Here is a 26,948-nt window from a genome sequence, read left to right as displayed (position 1 = left end):
GTCGAGGGGCCTAACGTGAGCGTCATGGAGACCCTGCGCCACATCGTTCTGTTCATCCACCTGATCGGCTTCGCGACACTGTTCGGCGCGTGGGCGGCGCAGGCGTTCGGCGGGAAACGTCAGTTCGGCAAGATCATGGAGTACGGCCTCCTGATCGCCGGCATCGCCGGGCTGGCGCTGGCGGCCCCGTGGGGGCTGCCGGAGGGCGCCGAGATGAACTACGTGAAGATCGGCACGAAGCTCGTCATCCTCATCGCGATCGGCGGCCTCGTCGGTTCCGGCCTGGCACGGCAGAAGCGCGGGGCGACGGTACCGTCTGCAGTCTTCTGGCTCGTCGGCATTCTCACGGCGGCGAACGCCGCCATCGCGGTGCTCTGGCGCTGACGCCGCTCACTCCAGTCGCAGTTCGTGCCGGTCAGGCGCGATCAACCGGCGTTCCGGTCGCATTTCGCGCCGGAAAAACGCGGTCAGAGCGGCACGAAGTGCGACCGGAACGCCGCGAGCAAGGCGAGACCGACACCAACTGCGACCGGGATCGGCGGGGAGTCGTCAGGTGCGCGGGCGCGGCGGAGCCGTACTCTCGCGGATGATGAGTTCCGTGCCGATGAGCGGCATCGATGTCATGCTCTCGCCGTCCAGTTCGGCGAGGAGCAGATCCACTGCGGCAGCCCCCACACGCTCCGGATGCTGCTGCACGGTCGTCAGCGGAGGCCACAGCTGCGCGGCATCCGGCAGACCGTCGAAGCCGACGATGCTGACGTCTCCCGGGACGTCCCGGCCGATCTCGCGGAATGCGCGCAGGACGCCGATCGCCATCTGGTCGTTCGCGGCGAAGACGGCGGTCACATCCGGCTCCTCCCGCAACCGCACGCCGGCCTGATAGCCGGAATCCGCGGACCAGTCCCCCACGAGCGCTTCGGGCACGCGGCATCCGTGCTCCTCCAGCGTCTCCTGCCAGGACTGCCGGCGACGCTCCGCCGAGTAGGACTTCTCCGGGCCCGCGACATGCCACACCGTCGCGTGACCGAGATCGAGCAGGTGCTCGGTCGCCAGCCGCGCTCCCTGAGCCTGGTCGGTGTCGACGAAGGGCCGCGTGGTCTCACGGCTCGAGTCGACGAAGACCACGGGGACGCCGGCCGGAATCTCCACCGCCGACTCGTCCAGCTGGTGCGCTTCGAGAACGATCACGATGCCGTCGACAGCGTGCTCCTCGAGACGGCGGAAGGCCCCTGCCACGGTCTCGGTGGCGCTGGATTCGATCGGGATCAGCGTGAGCGCGTATCCGGTCTGCGCCGCCCGGACCGCGATCGCGTCGAGCGTGCGCTGGTTGCCGTAGGAGCTGAACGAGAACATGACGACGCCGATCGCGCGGAAGCGCCCTGAGCGCAGCGCCCGCGCCGCGCTGTTGGGCCGGTATCCCAGCCGCTGCATGGCCTCCTCGACCCGCGTCCGGGTCGAGGCTCCGACATACCCTCGCGCGTTCACGACACGGGACACCGTCTGTCCTGAGACGCCGGCCTCGCGGGCGACGTCCTCCATCGACGGTTCACGCCGGCGCTGCGGCGATTCCGCCGGGGGCTCTGGAGACACGATCACCCATCGGTCCATGTGTTGACGTTGACACACTAGCATCGTGCTGAACGACGGCTTCGTGCGTCCGCACCCCGATCACCCTCTTCTCCGAAAGCACGGCACGTGACCACCTTCTCCATCGGCGACACCGATTTCCTCCGCGACGGCGCACCCCACCGCATCTTCTCCGGCGCACTGCACTACTTCCGTGTGCACCCGGACCAGTGGCAGGACCGCATCCGCAAGGCCCGGCTGATGGGGCTGAACACGATCGAGACCTACGTCGCCTGGAACGCGCACGAGCCGCGCCGCGGCGAGTGGGATGCCACCGGCTGGAACGATCTGGGCCGTTTCCTCGATCTCATCGCTGCCGAGGGCATGGACGCGATCGTCCGGCCTGGACCGTACATCTGCGCCGAATGGCACAACGGCGGCCTGCCGACGTGGGTCGACGCCGACGAGCGCACGCTGCGGTCCTCGGATCCGGCCTACCTCGCCGATGTGACCGGGTTCCTCGAGCGCGTGTACGAGATCGTCGTGCCGCGACAGATCCACCGGGGCGGGCCCGTGGTTCTCGTGCAGATCGAGAACGAGTACGGCGCCTACGGCTCCGACAAGGCCTACCTCGCAGAGCTCGTCCGGGTGACCCGCGCCGCGGGCATCGAAGTGCCGCTGACGAGCGTCGACCAGCCCACCGACCAGATGCTCGCCGACGGCAGTCTTCCCGAGCTGCACAAGACCGGTTCGTTCGGCTCCCGGAGCTCCGAGCGGCTGGCGACACTGCGCAGGCACCAGAGGACCGGTCCGCTCATGTGCTCGGAGTTCTGGGACGGCTGGTTCGACTGGTGGGGCGGCGTGCACCACACCACCGACGTCGCCGCCGCGGCCGGCGACCTCGACGCGCTGCTCGCGGCGGGCGCCTCGGTCAACATCTACATGTTCCACGGCGGCACCAACTTCGGCCTCACTAACGGCGCGAACCACAAGGGCCGCTACCTCCCGCTGGCGACCTCCTACGACTACGACGCCCCGCTCGACGAGGCGGGCAACCCGACGGCGAAGTTCTTCGCTCTGCGCGACGTGATCGCCAAGTACGCGCCCGTCCCGGACGAGGTCCCGCCGGCCGCTCAGCCCGCCCCGGAGCTCTCGGTCGAGCTGCACCCCGCCGGTACGTGGACGGATGCCGCGGCCACCGCCCCGGCATCCGATGCTCCGTTCTCGTTCGACGACCTCGGCCACCTCAGCGCACTGATGCGTTATGACGCCGAGCTGCCGGAGGGCTTCACCGGCGGCATCCTGCGCGTGGACGAGGAGATCCGCGACCTGGCGTGGGTGAGCGTCGACGGCCGGCGCGTCGGGACGCTCTCGCGCACCCGCCACGACCGCGCCATCGAACTCCCGGCCGGCCGGCGGCTCAGCATCCTCGTCGAGGACCAGGGCCGAGTGAACTACGACCATCGCCTCGGCGAGCACAAGGGCATGATCGGCGCGCCCGTCCTCGACGGCGCGACCCTGACCGATTGGACGTCGACGCCGCTGGACGTGGCGGAGATCGCAGCGGACATCGCCACCGGAACCGTCTCGGACGGCGAGGGCCCCGCCGCGTACGCCGGCGCGTTCACGCTCGATGCCGCATCCGATCTCTTCCTGGACACGTCGGCGTGGAGCAAGGGCTACGCCTTCGTGAACGGCTTCTTCCTCGGGCGGTACTGGCGCAACGGTCCGCAGAGCACCCTGTTCGTGCCCGCCCCGGCGACAGTCGCCGGCGAGAACCGCATCGTCGTCCTGGAGCTCGAGAACGTGCTCGAGCCGATCGCGTCCTTCGTCGCCGAGGCGTCGCTCGGCGACCTCAGCGAGTGACGCGACTGGTCGTAATCCCACAGGGAACGCACAGCCGGGCGTAAACTCCGATGTGCTCTTTCCCCACACGAGCGCCCCGGAGGCACCATGAGTTCCGTCACCAAGCCGGCCAACCCCCGCTCGCGCGTCATCACCGCGAGCCTGGTCGGCACGACCATCGAGTTCTACGACTTCTACGCGTACGCGACAGCGGCCGTCCTTGTCTTCCCGGTGCTGTTCTTCCCGAGTGACAACGACACCGCGTCACTCCTCGCGTCGTTCGCCGTGTTCGGCGCCGCCATGGTCGCCCGTCCGATCGGCGCGGTCGTGTTCGGACATTTCGGCGACAAGTTCGGCCGCAAGGCCACGCTGGTGGCGTCTCTTCTGACCATGGGCATCGCGACCTTCGTGATCGGCCTGCTGCCCACGTTCCAGCAGATCGGCTGGGTCGCTCCCCTGCTGCTGCTGATCCTGCGTCTGGCTCAGGGCTTCGCGCTCGGCGGCGAGTGGTCGGGTGCGGCGCTCGTCGCGACCGAGAACGCTCCGGCGGGCAAGCGCGCCTGGTACGGCTCGTTCCCGCAGTTGGGCGCACCGCTCGGCTTCATCATCGCGAACGTGCTGTTCCTGGCCATCAACTGGATGCTGCCGCACGGCGAGAACCCGGCGCTCAAGTCCGAGGCGTTCCTGGCGTGGGGCTGGCGCATCCCGTTCCTGTTCTCGGCCGTCATGGTCATCATCGGCCTATGGGTGCGTCTGAAGCTCGTCGAGTCCGACACCTTCAAGAAGGCATCCGATTCGGGCGCGATCCGCAAGCTGCCGCTGGTGACCGTGTTCCGCTTCCACTGGAAGCAGCTGATCCTGGGCACGTTCATCATGCTCGCGACCTACGTACTGTTCTACCTGATGACGAACTTCACGCTCACGTACGGCACCAAGGCGGCCGACCTCGAGACGGCGTCCGCCGCCGCCCAGGCCGCTGCGGAAGCGACCGGCAAGGCGTTCGATCCCGCCGCGTTCGCCGCGCAGTTCTACCCGGGTCTCGGATTCGGATACACCGACTTCGTCCTGATGCAGATCATCGGCGTCGTGTTCTTCGGCGTCTTCACGCTGCTGTCCGGTCCGATCGCCGACGCGATCGGCCGACGCAAGCTGCTGCTGTGGACCACGGGTGCGATCATCGTCTTCGGGCTGCTGTTCAACGTGTTCCTGCTGCCTCAGGCCGACCCCAAGTTCACGGGTGCACTCACGCAGGCATTCCTGATCTTCGGCTTCGTGCTCATGGGAACGACGTTCGGACCGATGGGGGCGCTCCTGCCCGAACTCTTCCCGACGAACGTCCGCTACTCGGGATCCGCGATCGCGTACAACGTGTCGTCGATCCTCGGCGCCGCGGTCGCCCCGTTCATCGCGGTGGCGCTGTGGGCGCTCGTGGACGGGCAGCCGTGGCTCGTCGGCGTGTACCTGTCGTCGATGGGCGTGCTCACGTTCATCGCCCTGATCTTCACGCCGGAGACCAAGGACCACGACTACGAGTCCGACCTCGGGGTGGGCGCCGCGCTGTAACGACGCCACGGCGGCGGCTTCGTCGTCCGTTCGAATCGCTCGATTGACCCTTCGTCAGCCCGGTTCGGGGTCATTCGAGCGATTCGAACGCCGGGCGGTGCTGACCGGGTCAGTAGCGGGCGAACACGCGCCGAGTCGCGCCGTCGACCACCAGCGCGCCGCCGTACGGCAGGACCCACTGCGGCCGGGTGTGTCCGAAGGGCACGCCGACGCAGACCACGGCATCCGGGTTGTAACGCGCGATCGTCGCGATCACGGCATCCCGCTGCGCGTCCCGCAGACTCCGGGCCTCGGCATCCGTCGGGTGGAACTCGAAGTCGCTCACCGGCGGACGGGCGACGACGACACCGGCCACGGTGTTCAGGATGCCGCGTTCGCCGAGCCCGCGCAGCCAGCGCGTCACCCAGCCGGCGCTCGGGCGCTCCTCACTCGTCTCGAGGAGGAGGATCGCCCCGTCCAGTTCGGATGCCGCAGGCAGCCGATCGACCCACGCGAGTTCGTCGAGCACTTCGAGGCAGCCGCCCCAGGTGCGGCCTTCGACGCGCACGGGCGGTCCCGCCCACGTCCAGGACTCGGTCGCGGTGCGGTCGCCGAACTCGGTCAGCGCGCGCGGGTCCTCCCAGCGTCGGCCGACGTCCTCGGACTCCCCCGGCTCCGTGATCTCGATCTCACCGCCGTCGAGCAGCGCGGCCCGAAGCGATCTCGCGTGGATCTCATCCACCGAGGGCCCGGGGCCCAGGTGCACGGCCGTCGAGCCGCCGTAGTACCCGGCGATGCCGAGGCCCCACAGCCAGTTCAGGATGTTCGTGTTGTCGCTGTAGCCGATGAACGGCTTGGGGTCCGCCTGCGCGAGTGCAGCATCCAGGTGCGGGATGACGAGCATCTGGTCGTCTCCGCCGATCGTGGCCAGGATGCCGCGGATGGACGGGTCCGCGAATGCAGCATCGACGTCGGCGGCCCGCGCTTCGGGACTCGCGTCGAGCAGGCGGGTGGTCGGGTACTCGACGGGGACGAGCCCGGTGAGTTCGATCAGCCGGCGCAGCGCCTGATCGTGCAGCGCCGGCGCGACGGCCGGTGCGGCGAATGCGGGCGACAGGATGGCGACGCGGTCACCGGGGACGAGCTTGGGCGGGACGATCATGCCTCCATCCCATCACGAACTGGCGCATCAATTCGTCAATAGAAGTTGACGATTGACGGCCGTCAATGTATGTTGACTTTCGGGAGGTCATCTTGAACACGCGCACAGCCAACGCCACGGACCCCGCCGGCGAGCCGATCGCCGAACTACACCGCCTTGCCGATCTGCGCCGCGAGATCGCCCGTTCCGAGGAGGCGCAGGTGCGCAGGGCGCGCACCGCCGGCTACTCCTGGCAGGCCATCGCGAGCGCCCTCGGCGTCAGCAAGCAGGCCGCGCACCGCCGGTTCGGGCGCGCGTAGCGACCCGGTCAGCAGGTCTCGAGCACAGCACGCGCCGCTTCGCGATCGGGGTCGTCGATGCCCAGCGCGTAGGCGCCCAGCACTCCGACCCACTGCTCGACGTACGCGCAGCGCAGGGTGGGCTCGGGAGGCAGCCAGTCGGACGGCCCCGATGCGCTCTTGGACTGATTCGTGTGCTGGGAGGCCGCGACGAGATTCTCCGGGTCGTTCGCGAACGCGGTGCGCTGCTCGTCGGTCCATTCCCAGGCGCCGTGCTCCCACGCCCATCCGAGCGCCACGACATGATCGATCTGCACGAGCACCGACGTGTTCTGGCCCGAGACGAATGCGGTCGCGGTTCCGTCGTACGGATCGATGAGATCCCCGGCCAGCACCTTGCAGTCCCGGGTCCCTGCCTTGAACACCGGATTCAGCAGGTCGCGGCCCAGGACATCGTTGCGGGTATCGCACCCGTTGCGATCGACGTCCGCCCAGCGCTGACCGAACAGGTCGCGGTCGTAGTCGTACGGCGCGTACCCCGAGACGGACTCCAGGCCAGACAGGATGCCGAGCGCCTGGTGAGCAGTCCCGTCGGGATCGGGCTGCGGTGCGGATGCCGTGGGAGCGGGGGTCGCCACGGCATCCGGAACCACCGTCCCCGCCGACGGCGCTTCCGTCGACGGCGCCACGGCGGGTCCGCCCGTCGCGGGCGAAGGATTCGGGGACGCGATGCCGACGCCGATCGCCGCCCCCGCGACGACGACCGCGACCATCGCGATGAGCAACCACCTGCCGCGCAGGCGACCAGGGATGCCTCGACGCCGTGTCCTGACCTGCTCTCGCCCTGGGCGCCGCGCCGGAGACCGCCCGAGCGGTGGCGCGGCGCGTCCGGGCGCAGACCGGTAGGCCCCCGGTTCGCGCGGGGGCGGAGTCGGCACCACGTCAGACGCCGCTGTCGTAGGTCTCGGGGTCGACCTCGATCGCGACCGCGTGCTGCGGGGCATCCCACAAGCCGATCGCAGCGATCGGAAGGGGACCTGCGACGTCCACGCGCCACACCAGGTCGATCCCGGCCCGCCCCGAACCGCGGAACGGGGCCGTCACGACCCTGGCGTCATCGTGGAAGTCCAGCTGCCGCTCGAGACGATCCGGCATCACGAGGTAACTGGTGACGTTCTCGTGGTGGCCCTCCTGCACCTGGCGCTGAGCGAGCCAGGTCGCGCTGAGCGGTGTCACCGGCTCACGGCGCCCGGCCAGCGAATCGAGCAGGAAGTCATCCCAGGCGATGCCGTCGTCCCCGCCGACCGGGTCGGTCATCTGCGCCAACGCGTCCAAGGGGTCGTCGTCGATCGCGGTGACCCGAGGCTTGCTGCCGTGCAGCGAGTGCCGCTGGATCTCGCCCATCAGCTCGCGCAGCCGCGGTGCCGCGACACGCGTCAGCACCGATTCCTGCGACATGGCGTCGCGCAGCATCCGCCTGGCGTTGTTCGAGGAGTGCGGGAGATCATCATCCAGCGCACCGACGCCGAAGGACGCTCCGTCCTGGCCGAGCTCGGCGCCGACTTCGCGCACGAGATCCCGGAAGGCATCCGCGCGCCAGCCGCGCCGGAGCAGGTGCTCGGTGGTCATCCGCCTCAACCGGGTCGCTGCGGCGTAATCGGTCTCGACGACGGTGCCGATGTTCATCGCGAACGGCAGAGACTCCCGTGCGACCTCGTAGTCCGGCTTCGACTCCCACTCCGGTCGGATCGCCCACGGATGGTGCACGGCTCTGGCGAGCAGGTCGAGCCAGTCGACCGTCTGGCGGTGCAGCGAGGACAACCGGGCGAGCTCGCGTCTGGCGTGCCGCGAGGCATCCGAGATGTGTTCGAGGTGCGCATGCGTGAGGTCGACGTGCCGTTGGAACGTCGACCAGCCCCGATGGTAGGCGGCGAGGAAGCCCATCGTCAGCATCGCACCGATCACGAGCGCGGCGGCGATCGTCATCCAGGTGTCCGGATACCAGAAGCCGACCCGGCGCATGGAGTCACGCAGCTGCGGGATGAGCAGCGGAAGCAGTTCCACCAGGGCCACGGCCCCGATGATCACGAGCCAGGAGATGAGCATCCGGAGATGGAATGCCTTCCGCAGGCGGATCAGTTCGCCGGGCATCGGAGCACGCAGGCGATCGATCTCACGGGCGTAGCGCGAGACCGCGGTCTGCGCCGCGGTGCGGTCGGCGTTGAGCGCCGACAGCAGACGCCACGTGAACGACCGATCCCTGGCCACCGCCCAGCTGTCGTACGAGGCGAGTGCGCCGTCGCGCCGTCGACGCTCGTCCTCTGCGGTCTCTGCACGCGCCGCCGCGGCGTCCCGACGCGCTCTGGCGTCCTCCCACTGCACGCGCATCTCGCGCTGCATCTGCTCGCGGTGCTCGCGGTTCGCCGTCTGCTCGGGCGTCTCCGGCGCTGTCGCGGCCGGTGGGGCGGGTGCGGGAGCAACCGCCCGGGCGGGGGCGGGCGGCTGGCCAGCCGCCGTGTCGGATGTCGTGGAAACGGATGCCGGAGTTGCGACAGCCTCAGCCGCAGCGCCGACGCCGGGCTCGTCAGCGGCGTCGGGCTCCGCGACGTCGGGTTCGGCGACGTCGGGCTCCACGATCTCGGCCTCGTCGGCAGACATCGTCTGACGCGCGTCGACCGACTCCGGGTCGACAGACGTGCCCTGAGACGCGACCTCGTTGGGATCCGCGTCAGCCTCCTCTGAAGCCGCCTGCTCACCCGGATGGGTCGACGGCTCGGAGAGCTCGGCCGACCGGGATGCCGAGTCGGCGGAGAGCGCCGCCGTCACCGGAGCGGCATCAACCGGCGCCGCTTCCTCGCCGCCGACCGGCTCGACGATCGGCGAGACCGTCGATTCGACCACGGACTCCGTGGCTGGCGGGACGGCGGCCGACGAGCCCGGGATCGCGGCGGCGACGGGCTCGGGAAGCAGCCGGAACGCGTGCTCGGCCGCCGCGACCTCGTTGGCCGCCTGCTGGGCCTCCCCGACACCGGCGCTGGCCCACGCGGCCAGGTGCGTGCGGGGCTCGCCCGTGGCGAGGACGTACCAGTCCACGGGAACGGGCAGATTCGCCGGGCCCTCTTCGATCGTCCAGACCTCGTCGGGATCGGGGAACACATCGGAGACGCGGCCGAAGACCGGCACCTTCTCCTCGATCTTCTCGAACCCCAGCTCGCTGAGATCCGAACTGCCGTCGAGGGAGCCGAAGACGAGTTCGCGCAGCCGCGCCCACAACCGCGGCGTCGTGCGCACGCTGCTCATGCCGACCGGGGCCGCCATCACCGCGCGTGCGGCCTTCTCGGTATCGAAGATCGCGTCGCGTCGCGCGATGACCTGCGCATCCCTGGCATCCAGCACCGCGTCGTAGTCCTGCCCGACGATGTGCGTGCCGTCATCGGACTGCAGCTGCCGCGTGAGCGCTCTGCCGGTGCGCGACGTGACCCAGCGCCACGTCCAGCGCGGCATCGACGCGAGCTTGTCGACGCCGAACGACGAGAAGCGACGCAGCTGCTCGCCGATCCCGATGCGCCGGCGGTCGGGCTCGCGCTCCTCGTCGATCGGGTGGAAGCTCAGCGCGCCCTGATCGAGCGACATCGATGCGTCCACCATCCGGTCGACGTAGCCGGAGACGAGGCTGTCCTCGATGAACGCGGTGCCCGTGGGCGGTGAACCGGCGCTCGGATCGATCAGCAGCGAATCGGAACGGCTGGCCATGTCGAGCACCTGCGCCGCCGTCCGCCGGCCGAGCGCCTCGGTGATCACCGCGTTGACGAACACGCGCGACACCCACACGCTCTGATGGCTGGACGCCTCGCGCTGCACCAGCTCGAAGCTGCCGACGCCCGCCCCGTTCCACAGCCCGGCGACGCTCGCCAGATGCATCAGGGCGAACCCGACGAAGCGGTCGTTGTCGCGGACGAAGGCATCCCCCGACCACGGCGTCGAGCGGTCCTCCGGCGAAGCCACGACGACGGTCCCGTACTCGGATGCCGCCCAGTCCACGCGCTGCTGCAGTTGGAACTCGGTCGGCGCGCAGATCAGCGTGAGCCGGCTGAGATCGGTCGGCTGATCCGCGATGCTCACCGACGGCACCGCCATCGGCATGGACTTGACGAGGTACTCCCCCACCTGCTCCGCGATCTCGTCCTGCTCGGCGTCGACTTCGCGCGACGGCACGGCCGAGCGGAGTTTGACCAGCCGCACGAGAGCGAGGCTCTCCCTCGCCAGTGTCTCGAACAGATCGACGTCGACCGCGGTCATCCGATGATCCCGGTCGAGCAGAAGGATCGTCGCACCGATGCGCGGCGGGCCCGATCGCGCGCGTCGGACCTTCTCGGGACGCACCCAGAGAGCGGGCCCGAGCAGGCCCATCCTCGTCCACTCCCCGGCGAGCTGGAGCAACGACTCCCCCTGCTGCCCGCTGGGGAGCAGGATCACGCTGACCTTGCGATCCGGCCAGGACGAACGGACCATGTCAGACTCCGGTGTCGACGGCGCGCGTCGCCATCACGGCCGACGACAGGCTCTGCAGCGCCGCGGCGACCTGATGACGGATCTCCCAGCTCACCGGGTAGTCGTACACGGACACCGAGAAGTCGTGCTCGGCGACCTGGGAGCGGAAGTTGACGTATTCGTCGCCGAAGTAGTCGCGCAGCGCCTGCTGGCGGGATGCGAGCGTGCCGGCCTGGTCGCCCGCACGCGCGGCATCCGGAACCGGAGCATCCGGGGCGAGTCGCCCCTCCTGGACCCAGCGCACCAGGGTGTCGGACATCTCGAGGTCGTCACCACCGAGGAACGCGAGGATCTGGTACGGGCGCAGCGGCTCCAGCGACTCCTGCGTGTTGCACAGCGCGAGCGCGATCGTCAGCGACTGCATGACCACACCGGGGTAGTCGTACGGCTGCGTGCGCCGCGTGTCCAGCAGCGGCCGCGGGAAGCCCGCGTGCCGCCGGGACTCCGGGTCCCACAGCGACAGTCCGGGGCCGCGCTCCCCGCCGTCGGCGTCGACCTTGAGCCAGCCCAGCGCCTTGGCGACGTACCAGCCGCGGATCATCGCGTTGATCACGGTCGGATCCGCCGGGATCGCCTCGCCGAGCAGACGGGACCGCTTGAAGCGCCAGAACGCCTCACGGCTCTCCTGCGTGTTCGACTGCCGCAGCCAGTCGCGCGCGATCGGCTCCATGACGGAGTCCATCACGATCGGCTGGTAGGGGAACCCGCTCATCGCGAAGACCTCGATGCCCTCGACCCGCGCGTCCTGGAACCAGCTGTCCGAGACCGCATCGTTCCAGAATCCCATCGCGCCGAGCACCTGCTTGGTCACGGCGTACATCTCCGTGCCCGCCTTGAACGGGATCGAGCTGAACACCAGGCTGGTGGCCTCGTTGACCGACTTGTCGTGCACGAGGCGCAAAAGGGTCGGGTTCAGCTTCACGAGCGGCTCGCTCGCCCCGAGCGCGGACTGCAGCTGCTCGCGGAACTTCTCCCGGCGGCGCCCGAATACGTCGGGGGCGAGCTCGGACTCGTCGAAGAAGCTGCGCAGGTCCTCCGTGACGTAGGAGTTGAAGGCGGTGCCCTCGCGGCGCATCCACTTCCGGGCGCGGTCGACGTAGGCATCCGGCGTGGTCGCCATCGTGAACCGCGGGTTCTGCGGCGATCGCGACGCCTCTGGGTCGGCCGTGACCGAGGGCTTCCAGGTGCGGGCCTGATCGATCATCGACCAGGTGCCGGCGTCCTCCTCGCTGCGCGAGACGGGCGCGACACCGACGATGAGCTCTCGCACGGCGTCGAGGATACCGTCGGCGAAGCGTCCCGTCCCCTCCGAGAAGGTCGAACGGATCAGGCTCTCGAACTCCCGCGGGTACTCGTCCTGCTCGACGAGCAGCCGCTCGTTCGGAGCCGGGGTGTACTTGCGCGGAACCGTCGAGTCCTCGCGCTTGGGCCAGAAGTCGTAGTCGTTGTCGCGGTCGTCAGCGGTCTTGCGTGCCTTCACGCGCAGCGCCAGCTCCTTGTACGCACCCTCGAGGTGCACGCGCAGCGGGCTCAGGAACTCGCGGCGCAGCTCGTTCAGCAGCTGCGCGGCGCTGCGCCGCAGCGGCGCCTCCGCCGCCCATTCGAACGCCTGCTGGATGCGCTCGACGGCGCCGATCACGGCATCCTGATCCGGACGGATCGACTGCTGGTTCGGCGCGCTCTGCAGCTGCTCGCTGACCAGAGACGGCAGCGACTGCACCCACTCCTCATGCATCTGCGCCTCGGACTCGAGACCGTCCACGGTGCTCTTGAGCGTGCGGTCCAGTCGCGTGAGCAGCTCTGCCACGACCGGCAGGCCGTTGGTCGCGACGTGCTCGGCGATGACCCGCAGCATGTCGCCTGGTGCCTCGCGCTCCCAGGTGTCCAGCAGCACCTGCCGGTGGTTCTGCTCGATGCGCAGCAGTTCGGGCTTGCGCACCGACCACTCCGCGAGCAGGCGCTGACTCCAGGTCGTGAGGTCGAGCCCGCCGTTCTTGTCGAGCTGGTTCGGGTCGTTCAGACGCATCTGGATGTCCTGGCCCAGCTTGGTGGCCAGCGCCGCACGCTCAGCGGCTGGGCGCAACCGGTCGATCACGTCGTTGTGGTCGTCGGTGTCCTCGTTGAGCCGCAGCTCGCGGATGAAGAGCTGATAGTCCTGATCGGCGCGGACCGAGATCCACTCGGCTTCGGTGCGCTGGGCGAACAGCGGATCGGCCTCGGTGTGCGCGTACAGCATCCGATCGATGACGGAGCGGGCGAGGCGCTCGGCCGAGTACTCGAAGAACTTCTCGCGTCCCAGCGTCACGCGCCCGAAGCCCATCGAGGAAAAGGCCGGCGAGTGATGGGCCGAGTTGATGAGACCGGTGGCATCCGGAAGCACGTTCGCGCCGACGCGGGCCTGCCAGTTGCCCGACGCGTACGCCGTGATGCTGTCCTGCACCCGATCGTCGGTGATCCACGCCGAAAGACTCGCCGACACCGCGTTGTAGACCTCGCTCTGGTCGGCGAAGGTCACCTTGGAGTTGCTGCGCCCCACGATGAACGGGTACGCGGCGCCCACACGATCGCGGGCGCCGCCGTACGACGGTGCCACACCCTGCGTCTGCAGCAGCTCGATCGTCGAGTTCGACGGGGTGTCGGTCCAGAAGCCGTTCATGGTCTCGGCGATCGCGGCGAGCGCGTTGCCCGGCGTACCGGCTGTGACGCCCAGCTGATCGAAGACGTCCGGGGCGTAGAGGATGCTGAAGACCTCGTTCGACCACGGGTACTGCTTCGCGGTCGACTTGACGATCTCGATGATGTCCAGGAACTGTCCGGCGCCCGAGCCGCCGGCCACCGAGGAGACGACGATCACGGTCGGGCTGCTGTTCGCCGACTCGTCCCTGGCGCGCAGGGCGCGTCCCAGCGTCTGGAGTTCGGCCAATGCCGCGGCATCCCCGAGCCGGGCGATCGCGTTGCGCGCGGCGACGGCGATGTCCCTCGTCGACGACAGCGCGACGGCACGGCCGACGGCACGGAACTGACCGGCGCCCTTCGTGACGTCCACGCGGACGCGCTGCGGGTCGGGCAGCTGGCGGCGGATGTCGGCGTGCACGCTCTGGTTCGTCGCGTGCGCTCCCTCGATCGTCTTGTAGACGGTGTCGTAGTTCGCGCCGGCCGAGACGAGGCCCTTGTACTCCTGCGCAGGCAGGAAGGGCGCCGGGTAGTCGACGCCGTCCTGCACGGTCGGGGTGTCGAAATGGAGGAACTGCCAGGCGGCGGGGAGACCGCCGGACCAGCCGGCCTGCTGCAGCTTGAGCTCGAGCTGGTACTTCAGGCCCCGGAGCGTCTTTCCGCCGGAGCCGCCGACGCCGATGATGAGGAAGGGACGAAGCATGATGTCTCTCTGTCTGTCGAATCGGTCGCTGTGTCAGGGACGCGGGGGCGGCGGGGTGACTGGTCGCGGCGGTGGCGGGGTGCCGGGGCCGCCGGATCGCGGCGGCGTTGCGGAGCCGCCACCGCGAGCGGGTGGAGCGGACGAACCCTGCGCACGGCCCGGAAGCGGCGGAGGCGCGGCCCCGTCGGACGACGGTCGCGGCGCCGGAGCGGATGCCGTGGCACTCGCTTTCTCCGACCTCGGCGTTCCGGAGCCGCGGCGGGCGCCGACCGGCGCCGCCGAGCGATCGCTCTCGACGAGGTCGGCGCGGGCGCGGTTGACCGCCTCGGCGAGCGTCGAGTCGACCGTGATCTCGGCCAGGCGCTGCGCGTGCTGCCCCTGGTCGCTGGGCGATGCACGGTGGTAGATCACGACCGTTCCGGTGACCGCGTCGCCGCGCGCGGTGCGGCGCAGTTCGGCTTCGGGCACGACGATGCCGAAGAAGCGATCCAGTGGCAGCTTCGCGAAACGCAGTCGGCGCCCGGTGTCCTTGGACCCCGTCACCATCCGGCCGGCCCTGGCGGTGATGAGCGCCATTCCGGTCGGTGCGGTGACGTCGTACCACGGGGCACGCAGCGGGAACCACGGCACGCGCGCCCGCAGTGTGCCGAGCACCGGGTCGGAGATCGAGCGTTCGCCGTCGGACGGCGACCGGTAGGCGAAAGCGTCCGACAGAGCGCTGCCCTGGTTCGGTGCGGTGATCTGCACGCCGGCCGGCGCGATCTCGATCGGGAACGCGGCGCGCTGCGTGCTCTTGGGGACGTCGATGCGGGTCGTGAGCCAGTTGAGCACCCACAGCACCAGCAGCGGCAGCAGGAGTCCGATCGCCAGCAGCGCCAGCGCCAGCAGCAGCACGGCCGCCGTGTTCACGGGATGCGTGGAGCGGAACTCGAGCGGCACGTTCTGCTCGACGCTCTCGCCGTTCGCGGACGTGAACGTGATCGGCACGGCTGCGGCGACATCGCTGTCCGCGGCGATCTCGTTCGCTGCGGTGACCGGGATCTGCACCTCCCCGTTCTGCGGAACGGTGATGCACCCGTTCTCGTCCAGCCCCGCGAAGCTCCAGCGCCAGGCGTCCGCGCGGTCACCGGCGTCGCTCGTGATCGCCACCGCGTCCGCGGCGACGCAGACCGTTCCGTCACCGCCCTCGGTCGGTCCGAGGATCGTGACGACGCCCTCGGCCTTGCCGTCGGAACCCTCGAGATCGCTCAGCCGCGCGGGCGGATTGGTCACGGCGTGCGGGAACTGCGCACCGAGCGTGAGCGTGATCGTCTTCTGCGTCGTCACCGGAGCCAGCTGCAGGTCGTGCTCCTGAGTGCGCAGCGGATCGATGGAAGCGGCGACGTCGATCGTCGCGGCGTTCACGTCGGCGGGCAGCGGGATGGTGATGCGCCCTGACTCGGGGTCGACGGTCGCCTCCGGCAGCACGGTACGGGCGCCGTCCGCGAGGTAGGACGCGGTGAACGCCGCCTCCCCGAACCGACCGAGATCGACGGCGTCTCCCTCGGCGTCGCGCACGGTGGCGTTGAGCGCAGCCGCGAACGACCCGTCCGGCGACATCTCGATCTCGTTGACGTCGTCGAACTCGATGCGCAGATCGCTGAACAGGTACAGCGACGCGGAAGCGCGATTGGCCGCTTCCAGCTGCCACCGGCCCTCGGCATCGTCGCCGTCGACGACCACCTCGATGGTGCTCGCGCCGTCGCTCTCGGTGACGTCAGCCCCCTCGGCGTCACCGGCGGTGAGCGGCGACCTCCCCGACCCCTCCGGCGGCGTCAGCGTCCAGTCGTCGGACACGATCACGCGGAAGCGCGAGACGCCCTCGTCGATCCAGAATCCGCCGTCCTCGTCGAACGGCTGCGGGAATCCGCCGGCCACCTGGGCGCTCAGCTGCAGGAACACCAGCGACAGGGCATCGGGCCCGTCCGCGTTGACGAACGCGCCGTGCACGAACGTGTCCGGCATCGGCTGCTGCCCGCACACCGGATCGGCGCCCGGTTCGCTGCCCTCCACGAGCGTCTGCATCGTCGGCGCGGCGTCCGCGGCATCCGATCCGACCGCGAGCAGCGCGCCGACGACCACGACACCGGACTGGCGGAACGTGTTGAAGACGCCGTACCCGGAAGGCGTCGCACCCCGGTCGCTGAGAGGGGCGCCGCACATCGCGTTGAGCGCGTCGAAGTCCTCCTGCTGCTGGCCGTCCGGTGCCTGGATGTCCAGCGCGCCGTCGGTGAGCCAGATGAGCATCTGGCAGCCCGGCGCCGCGCTCTGCTGGCCGGCGAGCTGCTGCTGGGCGCCTGCGAGGGCATCCGGCCAGTTGGTGTAGCCCTCAGGGCGCTTCTGCCTGATCGTCTCGGCCAGCTTCTCGGGGCTGGCGTCGTCGTAGGCCTGCCAGCCGATCGACGCGGAGTAGTCGGACGCGAAGAAGCCGGCGCCCCAGTTCACTGTGATGTCGTCATCGAGAGCGCCCAGCTGCGCGAGGCTGTTGCCGAGGATCTGCGCGCGGACCGTGTCGGGATCCGAGCCTGGGCCACCGCCGTCCGCCCGCCGCAGCGACGTCGACGAATCGATCAGGTAGTAGACGTTCAGGGTGCTCTGCGAGGCCAGGCACGCGCGCAGGTCGGCGATCGCCGCGTTGCCGGAGTCGGAGAGCTCGCCTCCCGAGACCGCCGTGACGACGGGAGCCGCCATCGGCACGGTCGCCGCGACAGCCGACCCGGCGAGACCCAGCGATGCCAGCACGGCGACAGCGGCACCGGCGACAGCCGCCCTGAACCGTGCACTCGACCTCACGAGAGCCCCCACGCCTCGGACAGTGGAACGCTGAGATTCAGGATGTGCCAGACGCCGACCACGACAGCCGGCCAGAGCGCCCAGCGCAGGATCGAGGTGTAGCGCGTGCGGATCGTGAAGTTCGCGTTGCGGCGCAGCCCGCTGCGCTGGGCGATCACGTCCCACCCGTAGCAGGCGATCACGATGAGGGGCGTGAGCAGATAGCCGACGAAACTCAGCCACCAGTACTCCGCCAGGACGAGCGGGAACGGGACGCCGAGGAACAGCTCGACCGGGGCGCTGAACCCGGCGATCACGACGATCGCGATGACGAGGCTCACAGCGAGAGCAGCGATGCCCGCGCCCACAGGGACGGGCGAGGCCGCAGCCGCCGGCGACGCCGGTCGCGCCGTCGCGTGAACCGTTGATGTCATCGCGTGCCTCCACCCCGACGCGGGCGGCGCCCGGCGTTCTTTCCCCGTACTCCACACATTAGCGACGGCCTCCGACTCTGCCTACAAGACTCCTGGGAGCCCTGGCGGTGACATCATCCCGCGTGAACCTCCGCTCCCGATCACAGTCGCGCTCGACAGGAAGTACGGTTTGAGTACTCCCTTTCTCAGAACGAGGTCCCCGCATGTCCCGCACGGCGCCCGCACGCCGCCGCGGTCGCGGCGCGCCGCAGGATGGTCCGCGCGCCACGTTCCGCCAGCTCCTCCCCTTCCTCTTCGAGCACAAGCGCACCCTGATCATCGTGGCGGTGCTCAGCGTGTTCGGCGCCGCGACCTCGCTGGTTCAGCCGCTGCTCGTCGGCCAGGTCATCACGGCCGTGCAGATGCAGCAGGCGCTCGGCGCGCTCGTCTGGCTGCTGATCGGCTTCGTGATCCTGTCGTCGATCATCTCCGGCTACCAGCACTATCTGCTGCAGCGCACGGGAACGGCCGTCGTGCACTCGTCGCGTCGCCAGCTCATCGCGCGCATCCTGCACCTGCCGGTCAGCGAGTTCGACGCCCGGCGCACCGGAGACCTCGTCTCCCGCGTCGGCACGGACACCACCCTGCTGTACGCCGTGCTCACCCAGGGACTCGCGGATGCCGTGGGCAACGCCATCCTGTTCCTCGGCGCCCTCATCGCGATGCTCGTCATCGACCCGATCCTGCTGCTGCTGATCGTGATCGTGATCGGAGCATCCGTCGCCGTGGTCGTCGCCCTCAGCGGACGCATTCGCGAAGCGTCGACCGCGCAGCAGGTGAAGGTCGGAGAGCTCGCCTCCGGCGTCGAGCGCGCGGTCGGCTCGATCCGCACCGTGCGGGCCTCCGGCGCCACGGAGCGCGAGACCGAGGCCGTGTCGGAGCTGGCGAGCGAGGCGTACGGCCTCGGCGTCCGGATCGCGAAGGTCTCCGCCCTCGTCGTCCCGATCGCCGGCATCGCGCTGCAGCTCTCGCTGCTCGTCGTTCTGGGCGTCGGCGGGTTCCGGGTGGCATCGGGGGCGATCGAGATCGCCTCGCTCATCACGTTCGTGATGTTCCTCTTCATGCTCGTGATGCCGCTGGCGTCGACGTTCGGCGCGATCACGTCGGTCAACCAGGCGCTCGGCGCGCTCGGGCGCATCCAGGAGGTGCTCGACCTTCCGCAGGAGTCGGATGCCGACGTCGAGACGGCCGCCCGTGTCGGCCGCAGCGACGACGTCGCGAATGCCCCGGCGCTGGAGTTCCGCGACGTGCGCTTCCGGTACCCGGAGGCCGTCGTCGCGGCGCGCAAGGCCGCAGCGACCGAGGCGCACAGCGTCCTCGTCGACGCGCACCTGGAGCGCGACGGCGACGAGCATCTGCCGACCGACACCGGCAGCGACGTCCTCCGCGGTGTGTCGTTCGCGGTCCCTCGAGGGTCGCGGGTGGCCCTGGTCGGCCCGAGCGGCGCGGGCAAGAGCACGATCCTGTCGCTCATCGAGCGCTTCTACGACCCGACCGGCGGCTCCATCCGTCTCGACGGCCACGACATCCGCACGTATCCGCGCGCCGAATTGCGTGCGCACTTCGGGTACGTCGAGCAGGACGCCCCGACGCTTGCAGGCACCCTCTCCGACAATCTGCGCCTGGCATCGCCCGAAGCGACGGATGCCGACTGCGAGCGCGTGCTGCGCGCCGTCAATCTGGGGGACGTGCTCGAACGCGGATCGCTTGGGCTCGCGACTCCCGTCGGCGAGGACGGCGTGATGCTGTCCGGCGGCGAGCGTCAGCGTCTCGCGATCGCCAGGGCTCTGCTCACCGAGGCGCCGATCCTTCTGCTCGATGAATCCACGTCATCGCTGGACGGCGTGAACGAGCAGCGGATGCGGGAGGCGATCGACGCGGTCGCCACCGACCGCACCCTCGTCGTGATCGCGCACCGGCTGTCGACCGTGGTCGACAGCGACGTGATCGTCGTGCTGCAGGACGGCGAGGTGGTCGGCCGTGGCACGCACACCGAGCTGATCGAGTCGACGCCGCTGTACCGCGACCTCGCCCGCCACCAGCTGCTCGCCTGAGCCTCGCGCCGGCATGACGCGCCGGCATGACGCGACGGCAGGATGCCGGGGACCACTCAGCCATGGGTTCGTCCCCGTCACCCCGCCGCCGCGGGTCTGTGCGGTGCGCTCAGCTCGTGCGCGCGAGCCGGTAGCGCAGTGAGGCGAGCTCTGCCCGCAGCGCCGCCGGCAGCTTGTCGCCGAAGGTGTCGTAGAACTCCTCGATGCCGTCGGCCTCGGCCTGCCAGGCCTCGGCATCCACTCGGAAGAGCTCCTCGAGATCGGCATCCGGGATGTCGAGGCCGTCCAGATTCAGATCCGAGGTCCGCGGAAGCCGGCCGATCGGACTGTCGACGGCGGGCACCTGACCGTCGATGCGGCGGATGATCCAGTCCACGACGCGGGAGTTGTCCCCGAAGCCGGGCCACAGGAACCGCCCGTCGTCGCCGCGACGGAACCAGTTCACCTGGAAGACGCGCGGCGCGCGGTCGAACCGCAGCTTGCGCCCGACGTCGAGCCAGTGCGCGAAGTAGTCGCCCATGTTGTAGCCGCAGAACGGCAGCATGGCGAACGGGTCGCGGCGCAGTTCGCCGACCGTGCCCTCGGCCGCCGCGGTCCGCTCGGACGAGATGGTCGAGCCGAGGAAGACGCCGTGCGCCCAGTCGGTCGCCTCCACGACGAGCGGGACGTTGGACGCGCGCCGTCCGCCGAACAGGATGACGTCGAGCGGGACCGCTTCCTCCCAGTCGTCGGAGATCTGCGGGCACTGCGCGGCAGCGACGGTGAAGCGCGAGTTGGGGTGCGCGGCCGGACGCCCGCTCTCGGGCGTCCAGGCCTTGCCCTCCCAGTCGATGAGCTCGCTCGGCGTGGTGTCCGTCAGGCCCTCCCACCACACGTCGCCATCCGGGCGCAGTGCGACGTTCGTGAAGATCGTGTTGCCCCACAGCGTCTCCACCGCGGTCACGTTGGTCGATTCGCCGGTACCGGGGGCGACGCCGAAGAAGCCGGCCTCCGGGTTGATCGCCCACAGGCGCCCGTCCTCGCGGGGGCGGATCCAGGCGATGTCGTCGCCGATCGTCTCGACCCTCCAGCCGGGGATGGTCGGCCGCAGCATGGCGAGATTCGTCTTGCCGCAGGCCGACGGGAAGGCGGCCGCGACGTGGTACCGGCGACCGTTCGGGTCGATGAGCCGGATGAGCAGCATGTGCTCGGCCAGCCAGCCCTCGTCACGGGCGATGACCGAGGCGATGCGGAGCGCGAAGCACTTCTTCGCGAGGATCGCGTTGCCGCCGTAACCCGATCCGAACGAGTACACCTCGAGCGTGTCGGGGAAGTGCACGATGTACTTCTCGTCATTGCAGGGCCAGGACACGTCCTGCTCGCCTGGTGCCAGCGGCGCGCCCACGGTGTGGACTGTGCGCACCCACGGCGCTCCGCCGGCGATCTCACGGGTCACGGCATCGCCGACCCTGGTCATGATCCCGATGGATGCCACGGCGTACGCGCTGTCGGTGATCTGCACGCCGATGTGCGAGAGCGGCCCGCCGACCGCGCCCATCGAGAACGGGACGACGTACATGGTGCGTCCGCGCATGGAGCCCGCGAACAGGACGTCCATCTTCGTGCGCATGGCACCGGGTTCGGCCCAGTTGTTCGTCGGTCCGGCATCCTCCTCGCGCTCGGAGGCGATGAAGGTGCGCCCCTCGGTGCGCGCGACATCGCTCGGGTGCGAGCGGGCGAGGTAGGAGCCGGGGCGCCACTCCGGGTTGAGCTTGATGAGCTTGCCCTCGTCGACGAGGCCGCGCAGCAGCGTGTCGTTCTCGGCACGGGAGCCGTCGACCCAGTGCACGGCGTCCGGCTGGGTGAGGGCGCGGATCTGCTCCACCCACGCGCGCAGCTCTGCCATCGCCGGGGTGTCGTACGAGGGCTGCGCCCCCAGCGCGCGCACCGGGGCGACGGATGCTGATCGAAGGGTGAAGGTCTCGGCGAGGGCCATGTCCGCTCCTTTGAAGAGTAGGTCGATATGGCAATTCTCCGCCGCCCACGACGCACCTTTCGTGCGCCCGGACGTGTAAGAATCGTGAATCTTTCGCTATGCTCAAGAAATGAGCGGCTCCGGCATCCATCTCACGACCCTCGGTCATCGCATCCGTCACCACCGCACCGCACGCGGCTACACGCTCGACGAGCTGGGCGCCATGGTCGGGGTCGCCGGGTCGCAGCTGAGCCTGATCGAGAACGGCAAGCGAGAGCCGAAGCTGTCGCTGCTGCAGTCCATCGCGCAGGCCACCGGCACCGAGGTGGCCGATCTCATCTCGGGTGAGCCGCCGAACCGCAGGGCGGCGCTCGAGATCGAACTCGAGAAGGCGCAGGCGAGCCCGGTGTTCCGCCAGCTCGGGATCGCGCCGGTCCGTGTGACGAAGGGCACCAGCGACGAGACGATCGAAGCCGTCCTCGGCCTGCACCGCGAGTTGCAGCGCCGCGAGCGCGAGGCCATCGCGACGCCCGAGGAGGCGCGCAGGGCGAACACCGAGCTGCGGCTGCGCATGCGGGCGCAGAACAACTACATCGGCGACATCGAGAAGCTCGCCGAGAAGCAGCTGCGCGCGGCCGGCCACGTCACCGGAGCCCTGACCCATCGCACGGTGAGCATCATGGCCGAGAAGCTCGGATTCGAGCTCATCTACGTCGGCGATCTGCCGCACTCGACCCGCTCGGTGACCGATCTCGAGAACGGCCGCATCTATCTGCCGCCGGCATCCATCCCCGGCGGGCACGGCCTGCGTTCGATGGCGCTGCAGGCGATGGCGCATCGGCTGCTCGGGCACACTCCCCCCACCGACTACGCGGACTTCCTGCAGCAGCGGCTCGAGATCAACTACTTCGCCGCGTGCTGCCTGGTTCCCGAGACGGCGGGGGTCGCCTTCCTGCAGCAGGCTCGGAAGGATCGCAACCTCGCGGTCGAGGACTTCCGCGATGCGTTCGGTGTGACGCACGAGGCCGCCGGGATGCGGATGACGAACCTGATGACCGAGCACTTCGGGATGCCCCTGCACTTCCTGCGCGTCGACGAGACGGGGGCGATCGCCCGCGTGTACGAGAACGACGATCTGCCGCTGCCGATGGACGTCACCGGGTCGGTCGAGGGACAGCGCGTATGCCGCAAGTTCCAGGCGCGGGCGGCGTTCTCGCAGCAGAACCGCACGACGGAGCACCATCAGTACACCGACACGCCCTCCGGCACGTTCTGGTGCTCGACGCAGACCGGGTCGAGCGGCGAGGGCGAGTTCTCGATCACCGTCGGGGTGCCGTTCGACGACGCGCGCTGGTGGCGCGGACGCGAGACCCCGGATCGCGCCGTATCGACCTGCCCGGACGAGGCGTGCTGCCGTCGACCGCCGAGCGACATCGCCGACCGCTGGAGCGGCAAGGCCTGGCCGAGCGCTCGCGTGCACACGCACATGTTCTCGCCGCTGCCGCGCGGCGCCTTCCCCGGCGTCGATGACAGCGAGGTGTACGACTTCCTGGCGCGTCATGCCGCGGAGTGACGCGCCGTACGCTGGAGGGATGACGATCACGCTGCATGCCCGCGCCGCCCTGCTCGACATGGACGGCACGCTCGTCGACTCGACGGCGGTCGTCGAACGGCTGTGGCTGGAGTGGGCGCGTCCGCACGGCCTCGACGACGAGACGGTGCTGCGCACGGTGCACGGCAGGCAGGGACATCAGAGCATGGCGCTGCTGCTGCCGGAGCGCGATCACGCCGTGAACCTGGTGGAGAACCAGGAGATGCTGCAGCGGGAGAGCGCGGACGTCGACGGTGTCGTGGAGATCCCTGGTGCTGCCGCGTTCCTCCGGGCGCTCGCCCCGTTCCCGCACGCGATCGTCACCTCGGCCGATGTGCGTCTGATGACCGCGCGGATGGGAGCGGCTGGCCTGACCGTTCCTGCCCTGGCGATCACGGCCGAGAGTGTGGCACGCAGCAAGCCGGACCCCGAGGGCTTCCTGCGTGCGGCGGCGGAGCTCGGCGTCGACCCGGCGGACTGCGTCGTCTTCGAGGACTCGGCAGCCGGCATCCGCGCGGGTCTGAATGCCGGGATGACCGTGATCGGTGTCGGCCCGCATGCTCCGTCGTTCGATCCGTCTCATCACGTCGATGACCTCACCGCGGTGCGGATCACCGCGTCGGACGACGGATTCGACATCACGATCGGCTGATCGCCCGGTCAGCCCCGGACGAACGCGGCGTATCCGGCGAGCGCGGCCGCGACGTCTTCCTCCGGGACGTCGACAAGCAGATCGACCGTCGGATGCTCGGTATGACGCCCGAGTGCCGTCGACTGCCGCCACGTGCCGACGATCTGCCCTTCGGCCAGCAGGATCGGCCGGACCATGCCGTTCTTTCCCGGCCCGACGGCATCGAAGCGCTCCGCGGGACCCGCCGCCGATCGGTCGGCGTAGGAGATGTAGTACTCCTCGAACGATGCGAGGGCCCGGACAGCGGGCGCTGCGCTGCGCCGTGGACGGGCAGGTGCCCGATACACGCCATCGTCGATCTCCTCCACCTGGTCGGCCGCGGCGGCGGCCGCCGCTCGTGATGCGGTGAGCGTGAGACCGGACCACCATGCGAAGTCCTGGACGGTCGCCGGACCGTGTCCGCGGATGTAGCGCGCGAAGAGCTCGGCGGTGGGATCGGCGGGCGCATGCACGTCCGTGATGTGCTCCTCGACCAGCACGAAGAACTGCTCGCGGCTGACGCCATCAGGGCGCCGGACGACCGGGCCCTGGCAGATGATCCCCTTCAGGGCGAGGTTGCCGATGGCGTGGGCACCGCGCTGTCCGGTCGGATCGATGCCGATGCCGGTGAGCACCTCGAAGAGCTCCGCACGGGTCATGCGGTTGCCGCCGCTCAGCGCCGCACGCACGGCGCGCTCGATGCGCTCGAGCACCTCGGCGTCGAGGCCGAGCTCGCGATAGCGCGGTGCGGCGGCCTGCAACTGGCGCCCGGCGGTCACCTCCAGCATCCAGCCGAAGTCGCGCGCGCGGACGATGTGCAGCGTGCCGCGCTGAGTCCAGCCCCGCACGAGCGTGCCGTCGTCGAAGAGCGCGTCGACCTGGCGAAGCGTCGGAGCACCGCGTGTGCGAGATGCGAGCGCCCAGCGGCCGCCCCAGAACTCCTGGCTCTGCACCGCGAGCATGTGCCCCGCGGCTTCGGAGAGGCTCGGCGCGGGTGCGGTGAGCAGGTGCGAGCGCAATCGCTCGGTACGCAGCTGTGCGGTCGTGGTCACGGTGACATCCTCGCGGATGCCACGGACACGCACCTCGCGACATGAAGGCGTACATTCGGAGAAAGCGGTTTCAGCGCTACACTGACCGGAACACGGACCGTCGCCCGCCTCGCGGCTCGGTCGGGAAGGACACAGCAGTGGTGCGACGGTCGAGTGCGACGACCATCAGCTCGGTCGCGCAGGCAGCCGGGGTCTCACCCGCGACGGTGTCGCGGGTGATGAACGGACGGTTCTTCGGGGAACCGGAGATCGCGGATCGCGTGCGCGCCGCCGCCAGGGAACTGAACTACTCCCCCAATCACCTGGCGCGCAGTTTCGCCATGGGCCAGACGAACGCGATCGCCTTCCTCGTGCCCGATCTGGCGAATCCGACTTTCCAGGCCGTCCTGACCAGCCTCAGCAAGGCCGCAGCAGAGGACGGCTATCGCGTGCTCGTCGCGGACTCCGCCGAGTCCGCCGAGGACGAGCCCCAGCTCGCCGCCGAGGTCAGGAACCGCTGCGATGCGCTGGTGCTCTGCGCACCCCGGATGTCGGAGGCGGCGCTCGGGAACGCCACCGCGACGCTCGGCCCGGTGGTGCTGCTGAACAGGTCGAGTCCGGCGTCCTCCGCACCGACGCTGACGGTGGACTCCCGAGCCGGATTCGAGCGTCTGGCCCATCACCTCTACGCGCTGGGTCATCGGCGATTCGCCTACGTCGAGGGACCAGAGGGGCCGGCGAACGAAAACCGCCTTCGTGGAATCGGCGATCTCCAGCGCGACGTCGAGGGCCTCCAGCTCGAGCGCGTACAGGGCGGCACGAGCAGCCAGGCCGGCCTCGAGGCCGTCGAGGACGTCATCGCGACCGGTGCGACGGCGGTCCTGGCGTTCAACGATCTCGTCGCGATCGGTCTGGTGCACGGTGCGACCAAGCGCGGCATCCGCGTACCGGAGGACATGTCGATCACGGGGTTCGACGACATCCCGTTCGCGCGGTTCATGACACCGGCGCTCACGACCGCGTCCGTGCCGCACGAGTCGCTCGGAACCCTCGCGTGGAACAGGATGCGGTCGCTGATCGCGGGCGAGACGCCGGATCACGATGTGAAGTTCCAGCCGCGGCTCGAACTGCGCGAATCGACCGGGCCGTGCCCGCGCTGACCTCCGGACCGCGGTCCGTGCGACTCGATCAGATCCAGATCCGGGACCCGTTCGTGCTGCGCGTCGAGGACGGGTACTGGCTGTACGGAAGCACCGACCCGAACATCTGGGATGGACCGGCGACCGGGTTCGACACGTACTGGAGCGCGGACCTCGAGAACTGGTCAGGGCCCTTCCCCGCCTTCCGTCCGGATGACGACTTCTGGTCGCGCACCCAGTACTGGGCTCCTGAGGTGCATCGGTACCGCGACGCGTACTACCTGTTCGCGACCTTCACAGCGCCCGGCCGCCGTCGGGGCACGCAGGTGCTCCGATCCGAAGACCCGCAGGGACCGTTCCGCCCGTGGTCGGACGGCCCTCTGACGCCGTCGCACTGGGAATGCCTGGACGGGACTCTGCACGTCGAAGCGGGGATCCCGTACCTCGTCTTCTGCCACGAGTGGAAGGACGTCGGCGATGGGGAGATCCTCGCGGTCGCCCTGAGCGACGACCTCCGTGCGGCGACGGGCGAGCCCGTGATGCTGTTCCGCGCCTCCGAAGCGGCATGGGCGCGATCGATCCCGCGGCCGGAGTTCCCTGCCGTCTACGTGACGGACGGCCCCTCCCTGCACCGCACGTCCGATGGTCTTCTGCGGATGCTGTGGTCGAGTTTCGGGGATGCGGGGTACGCGCTGGGCGTTGCCACGTCCGCCGACGGCATCCTCGGCCCGTGGGTCCAGGCGCGCGAGCCGCTCTGGCCGGCCGACGGCGGTCACGGCATGATCTTCACGGATGCCGACGGAGTGCTGCGTCTCGCACTGCACGCACCCAACCGCACCCCGGACGAGCGTGCCCGCTTCATCGCGCTCGAGGAGACCAGAGACGGGCTGCGGCTGCACGAGTGA

General features: G+C 69.7%; 18 protein-coding genes. 9 read left to right on the top strand and 9 right to left on the bottom strand.

What is annotated here, in order from left to right:
- Positions 1–24: 24 nt before the first annotated feature.
- Positions 25–384: a Fe-S protein gene (locus M2317_RS10165; RefSeq protein ID WP_429459799.1), complete on the top strand. Its 360-nt coding sequence runs from the start codon at positions 25–27 to the stop codon at positions 382–384.
- A 165-nt stretch (positions 385–549) separates the two neighbouring features.
- Here M2317_RS10165 and M2317_RS10160 read toward each other — a convergent pair whose 3' ends face one another.
- A complete protein-coding gene (locus M2317_RS10160; RefSeq protein ID WP_429460215.1) occupies positions 550–1,539 on the bottom strand; it encodes a LacI family DNA-binding transcriptional regulator in 990 nt (329 codons plus the stop codon).
- A gap of 156 nt (positions 1,540–1,695) precedes the next feature.
- On the opposite strand from M2317_RS10160, the gene M2317_RS10155 reads away from it, so the two are divergent.
- Both M2317_RS10155 and M2317_RS10150 read left to right on the top strand, forming a co-directional pair.
- Positions 1,696–3,432, top strand: a complete 1,737-nt coding sequence (locus M2317_RS10155; protein ID WP_429459797.1) for a glycoside hydrolase family 35 protein — start codon at positions 1,696–1,698, stop codon at positions 3,430–3,432.
- Between the two features lie 87 nt (positions 3,433–3,519).
- Positions 3,520–4,974: an MFS transporter gene (locus M2317_RS10150; protein ID WP_429459795.1), complete on the top strand. Its 1,455-nt coding sequence runs from the start codon at positions 3,520–3,522 to the stop codon at positions 4,972–4,974.
- A gap of 109 nt (positions 4,975–5,083) precedes the next feature.
- Here the strand turns inward: M2317_RS10150 and M2317_RS10145 are convergent, their stop codons facing one another.
- Positions 5,084–6,115, bottom strand: coding sequence for an LD-carboxypeptidase (locus M2317_RS10145; protein WP_429459792.1), 1,032 nt, complete (start codon positions 6,113–6,115; stop codon positions 5,084–5,086).
- 92 nt (positions 6,116–6,207) lie between these two features.
- Between M2317_RS10145 and M2317_RS10140 the strand changes: the two genes are divergently transcribed.
- A complete protein-coding gene (locus tag M2317_RS10140) occupies positions 6,208–6,414 on the top strand; it encodes an AsnC family protein (protein ID WP_406246075.1) in 207 nt (68 codons plus the stop codon).
- Positions 6,415–6,422: 8 nt separating this feature from the next.
- On the opposite strand, the gene M2317_RS10135 is transcribed toward M2317_RS10140, so the two are convergent.
- The 5 genes from M2317_RS10135 to M2317_RS10115 form a co-directional block, all read right to left on the bottom strand.
- Positions 6,423–7,178, bottom strand: coding sequence for an HNH endonuclease family protein (locus M2317_RS10135; RefSeq protein ID WP_429459790.1), 756 nt, complete (start codon positions 7,176–7,178; stop codon positions 6,423–6,425).
- Positions 7,179–7,335: 157 nt separating this feature from the next.
- A complete protein-coding gene (locus tag M2317_RS10130; RefSeq protein ID WP_429459788.1) occupies positions 7,336–10,905 on the bottom strand; it encodes a hypothetical protein in 3,570 nt (1,189 codons plus the stop codon).
- Between the two features lies 1 nt (position 10,906).
- Positions 10,907–14,320 (bottom strand): tubulin-like doman-containing protein, encoded by a 3,414-nt coding sequence (locus M2317_RS10125; RefSeq protein WP_429459786.1) that lies wholly within the window; start codon positions 14,318–14,320, stop codon positions 10,907–10,909.
- 33 nt (positions 14,321–14,353) lie between these two features.
- Positions 14,354–17,152 (bottom strand): hypothetical protein, encoded by a 2,799-nt coding sequence (locus M2317_RS10120; protein ID WP_429459784.1) that lies wholly within the window; start codon positions 17,150–17,152, stop codon positions 14,354–14,356.
- The gene (locus tag M2317_RS10115) at positions 17,149–17,565 is read right to left on the bottom strand and encodes a hypothetical protein (RefSeq protein WP_429459782.1); all 417 of its coding nucleotides are present in this window, start codon (positions 17,563–17,565) and stop codon (positions 17,149–17,151) included. The genes M2317_RS10120 and M2317_RS10115 overlap by 4 nt, the downstream gene beginning before the upstream one ends.
- A gap of 203 nt (positions 17,566–17,768) precedes the next feature.
- Between M2317_RS10115 and M2317_RS10110 the strand changes: the two genes are divergently transcribed.
- Complete coding sequence (locus M2317_RS10110; RefSeq protein ID WP_429459780.1) at positions 17,769–19,658, top strand: ABC transporter ATP-binding protein; 1,890 nt, start codon at positions 17,769–17,771, stop codon at positions 19,656–19,658.
- Between the two features lie 109 nt (positions 19,659–19,767).
- On the opposite strand, the gene M2317_RS10105 is transcribed toward M2317_RS10110, so the two are convergent.
- Positions 19,768–21,633, bottom strand: coding sequence for a phosphoenolpyruvate carboxykinase (GTP) (locus M2317_RS10105; RefSeq protein WP_429459778.1), 1,866 nt, complete (start codon positions 21,631–21,633; stop codon positions 19,768–19,770).
- A 109-nt stretch (positions 21,634–21,742) separates the two neighbouring features.
- On the opposite strand from M2317_RS10105, the gene M2317_RS10100 reads away from it, so the two are divergent.
- Positions 21,743–23,185, top strand: coding sequence for a helix-turn-helix domain-containing protein (locus M2317_RS10100; RefSeq protein ID WP_429459776.1), 1,443 nt, complete (start codon positions 21,743–21,745; stop codon positions 23,183–23,185).
- 19 nt (positions 23,186–23,204) lie between these two features.
- Complete coding sequence (locus M2317_RS10095) at positions 23,205–23,855, top strand: HAD-IA family hydrolase (RefSeq protein WP_429459774.1); 651 nt, start codon at positions 23,205–23,207, stop codon at positions 23,853–23,855.
- Positions 23,856–23,863: 8 nt separating this feature from the next.
- Here M2317_RS10095 and M2317_RS10090 read toward each other — a convergent pair whose 3' ends face one another.
- Entirely contained in the window at positions 23,864–24,925 is a 1,062-nt protein-coding gene (locus M2317_RS10090; protein WP_429459772.1) for a winged helix DNA-binding domain-containing protein, read from the bottom strand.
- 137 nt (positions 24,926–25,062) lie between these two features.
- On the opposite strand from M2317_RS10090, the gene M2317_RS10085 reads away from it, so the two are divergent.
- Together M2317_RS10085 and M2317_RS10080 are read left to right on the top strand one after the other, a co-directional pair.
- Entirely contained in the window at positions 25,063–26,064 is a 1,002-nt protein-coding gene (locus M2317_RS10085) for a LacI family DNA-binding transcriptional regulator (protein ID WP_429459770.1), read from the top strand.
- Positions 26,052–26,948 carry a glycoside hydrolase family 43 protein gene (locus M2317_RS10080; RefSeq protein WP_429459768.1) on the top strand — a complete coding sequence of 299 codons (897 nt, stop codon included), beginning with the start codon at positions 26,052–26,054 and terminating at the stop codon, positions 26,946–26,948. Before M2317_RS10085 ends, M2317_RS10080 begins: the two co-directional genes overlap by 13 nt.

The organism is Microbacterium sp. ZKA21 (assembly GCF_050434165.1).
GTDB lineage: Bacteria > Actinomycetota > Actinomycetes > Actinomycetales > Microbacteriaceae > Microbacterium.
This window is presented reverse-complemented; position numbering and strand designations above follow the sequence as displayed.